The following is a 3,322-nucleotide window of genomic DNA, read 5'->3' as shown; positions in this document are numbered from 1 at the left end:
GGCCCGTACGGCACGCGCGGGGCGCCGCCCGCGCCGCCTGACGGCCGTGGCGCGCAGTCGACCACGACGATGCCGGACGCGAATACGCGCTACGACCCGCGTCCGTCGCCGGGCAACACGATGCCGCCCGGTACGAGGGTCGACGTACCGGTCGACGTGCCGCCGCCGGGCCCGAACGGCGCGCAGGGCGACCAGCCGCTGCCGGGCACGCCGCCGCCGATGCAGTACTGATACGACGCGCCGCGGCGCCGCGTCACGGCATGCCGCCCCGCGACGGCTGGAGGAACGCGATGGCGAATCAGCACGAACACCTGGAGGACTGGCTGCGCGATGCCTACGCGATGGAGCGCCAGGCCGAGACGATGATCGACGCGCAGATGAAGCGGGTCGGGCACTACCCGCAGTTGCAGGACCGGTTACGGCAGCATCTCGACGACACGCTCGGTCAGCAGGCGCTCGTCGAGGCGTGCCTGATGCGGCTGGGCACGTCGCCATCGGCGACCAAGGATCTCGCCGCGCGCATTGCCGCATACGGCGAGATCGCGAGCGGCATGCTGGCGGACGACGAAGTGGTGAAGACGGCGCTGGCCGCCTATGCATTCGAGCAGCTGGAGATCGCCGCGTACACCGCGCTCGTCGCGGCGGCGCAGGCGGCCGGCGAAGAAGAGATCCGCGCGTGTTGCGAGCGGATTCTCCAGCAGGAGCGCGGCATGGCCGCGTGGCTGCTGCGCCATCTGCCCGAGCTGACGACGGCGTTTCTCGATCGTTCGGCGGTGGACCGCATCGACGCGAAGCGCTGACGGCGCGGCCCTCGAGCGGCTTCCGGGACGGGGCCGTTTTCCGTGAGCGAAATACGTGCCCCCTAACTTGCCCCCGGCTTGTAAAAAAGCGGCTCTCGCACATGGCGAAACGGGGCGCGAACCCCCGAGAACCGCGTCGCCGCGCGCTTCGCGCGACTGGCACGGAAGCTGCATGACGTCCGGTAGAAGACATACCCGCGAACCCGCGAACCGAACCGTCAGGAGGCTTTCGATGCCCGTCTCGCTTGCGCTGCAGATGCGACAGCATCTCGCACTTACGCCGAGGCTTCAGCAGTCGCTGCGGCTGCTGCAGTTGTCCTCGCTGGAGTTTCAACAGGAATTGCGTCAGGCGCTCGACATGAACCCGTTTCTCGAAGACGGCCAGGGCGACGAGGACACCGCTGCCGGCACGCCCGAGCAGCCGACCGAAGCGGCCGCGCCCGAAGCGGCGCCCGAGCACGACGACATTCGCCCGCCGGACGGCGAGGTGCCGTTTACCGCGGCGCCCGCGCCGCGCGGCACGAGCCGTCAGGGCGACGACACCGACGGCCTGTCGCCCGGCGAATGGATCGCCGCCGAACCGTCGCTGCATCAGCAACTGCACGATGCGCTGCGGCTTTATCCGCTCAACAAGCGCGACCGCGAGGCCGCGCGCCTCGTGATCGATGCGCTGGACGACGACGGCTACCTGCGTCAGGAGCTGCCTGAACTGCTGGTCGCGGCCGATCCCGCGTGGCTGCTGTCGGAGCAGGATCTCTCGGTCGCGCTGCGGCTCGTGCAGATGCTCGACCGGCCGGGTATCGCGGCCCGTTCGTTGTCCGAATGCCTGGTCTTGCAGCTCGATGCGATTCCGGCCGGCACGCCGGCGCTCGCGGAAGCGAAGGCGATCGCGCGCGAGCATCTGGAGCGGCTCGCGCGCCGCGAGACGGCCGAGATCCAGCGGCGCCTCGGCTGCAACCAGCAGACGCTGCACGCGGCCTGCGCGCTGGTGCGCGGGCTCGACCCGCGCCCGGGCAATCACTACGGCAGCACGCGCGGCGACTACGTGGTGCCCGACGTGATCGTGCGTCAGGTGCGCGACGAATGGATCGTCACGATCAATCCGGCCGTGCTGCCGCGCGCCCGCCTGCACGAGCGCTATGCGACGCTGTTCGCGCAGTCGAGCGGCGAGCGCGATTCTCCGCTCGGCCAGCAGTTGCAGGAAGCGCGCTGGCTGATCCGCAACGTGCAGAAGCGTTTCGACACGATCCAGCGCGTCGGCGAATGCATCGTCGCGCGGCAGCGCGATTTCTTCCGCTATGGCGAGATCGCGATGAAGCCGCTGGTGCTGCGCGACATCGCGGAAGAGCTCGACCTGCACGAATCGACGGTTTCGCGCGCGACCGGCAACAAGTACATGGCCACGCCGCACGGCACGTTCGAGTTCAAGCATTTCTTCCCGCGCAAGCTCGAGGCGGCCGGCAAGGGCGTGTGTTCGGCGTCGGCCGCGAAGGTGCTGATCCGCGACATGATCGCGGCCGAGCGGCAGACCGATCCGCTGTCCGACGTCGCACTCGCGGAGAACCTCGCGGGCCGCGGCATCCTTCTTGCGCGCCGCACGGTGACCAAGTATCGCCAGGCGATGAAGATTCCGCCGGCCGACCTGCGGCGCCGCGACGCCGCGTGACGGCCTCACTGTTCCAACCCCGCGCGTGCCGTCTTTCGCGTCGGCTCGCGCGCCAACGAGAGGAGCGCAATCATGCCAGCCAAATCCCAGGCCCAGCAGCGCGCCGCAGGGGCCGCGCTGTCGGCCAAGCGCGGTGACACGAAAATGAAGGACCTCAAGCCGCCGTCGAAATCGATGGCCAAGTCGATGAGCGAGAAAGAGCTCGAGAAAATGGCTTCCACGCCCACGCGCGGCAAACCGAAACACAAGCACGATGCGTGAACGGCGCCGACGTTTAGTGACGACTGCTGTCATCCAGGAGGGTTCCATGCTTCGATACGCCATCATTTTCTTCATCATCGCGATCATTGCCGCCGTGTTCGGCTTCGGCGGCATCGCGGCCGGTGCGGCCGAAATCGCGAAGATCCTGTTCTACATCTTCGTCGTGATCTTCCTGGTCACGTTGCTGCTGGGCGTCGTGCGACGATGACGGTGATGCCCGACCGGTCGCAGCGCGTCGCGGAACTCGAGCACGCGCTCGCGATCAGTTTTCCGTCGCAGTCGACCGTGGTCGTGCATGCGGACGACGCGTCCGGCCGGCTGACGATCAACGTGTCGTGGGTGCGCGTGCCGTCCGACGAGGACGCGCGCCAATGGCGCTGCTCGGTCGACATGCGCTTCGATGCGGACGTGATCGAACGCTACGCGACGCTCGACACGGCCGACCGGCTGCGCGTACGCACCCAGCTGTGCGACCGCGCGCGGCGCGCGGTGGACGAGCACAAGCCGCGCGTCGAGGATGCCGCGATCGAGTGCAACGTGGCACTCGACGTGACGGCCGTCGTGTTCGACGCGGCGCTGCGCGCGCCCTGACGTC

At 68.7% G+C, this 3,322-nt stretch carries 6 protein-coding genes; all 6 read left to right on the top strand.

The window, feature by feature from the left end; all coding sequences use genetic code 11:
* Positions 1-231: hypothetical protein (locus JMF90_RS30190; RefSeq protein WP_201325812.1), on the top strand; the 231-nt coding region annotated here is incomplete at its 5' end.
* 59 nt (positions 232-290) lie between these two features.
* Entirely contained in the window at positions 291-800 is a 510-nt protein-coding gene (locus JMF90_RS30185) for a DUF892 family protein (RefSeq protein WP_074807180.1), read from the top strand.
* 232 nt (positions 801-1,032) lie between these two features.
* Positions 1,033-2,466, top strand: a complete 1,434-nt coding sequence (locus tag JMF90_RS30180; protein WP_012336617.1) for an RNA polymerase factor sigma-54 — start codon at positions 1,033-1,035, stop codon at positions 2,464-2,466.
* A 72-nt stretch (positions 2,467-2,538) separates the two neighbouring features.
* Complete coding sequence (locus JMF90_RS30175; protein ID WP_011545556.1) at positions 2,539-2,727, top strand: DUF3008 family protein; 189 nt, start codon at positions 2,539-2,541, stop codon at positions 2,725-2,727.
* Between the two features lie 46 nt (positions 2,728-2,773).
* Entirely contained in the window at positions 2,774-2,935 is a 162-nt protein-coding gene (locus JMF90_RS30170; RefSeq protein ID WP_006767422.1) for a DUF1328 family protein, read from the top strand.
* Positions 2,932-3,318 carry a DUF3022 domain-containing protein gene (locus JMF90_RS30165; protein WP_074807183.1) on the top strand — a complete coding sequence of 129 codons (387 nt, stop codon included), beginning with the start codon at positions 2,932-2,934 and terminating at the stop codon, positions 3,316-3,318. Before JMF90_RS30170 ends, JMF90_RS30165 begins: the two co-directional genes overlap by 4 nt.
* Positions 3,319-3,322 lie beyond the last annotated feature (4 nt).

The organism is Burkholderia sp. E168m23, from assembly GCF_016586125.1.
GTDB classification, from domain to species: Bacteria; Pseudomonadota; Gammaproteobacteria; order Burkholderiales; family Burkholderiaceae; genus Burkholderia; species Burkholderia orbicola.
The sequence above is the reverse complement of the archived record's forward strand: the minus strand, read 5'-3'. Positions and strand labels throughout refer to the sequence as shown.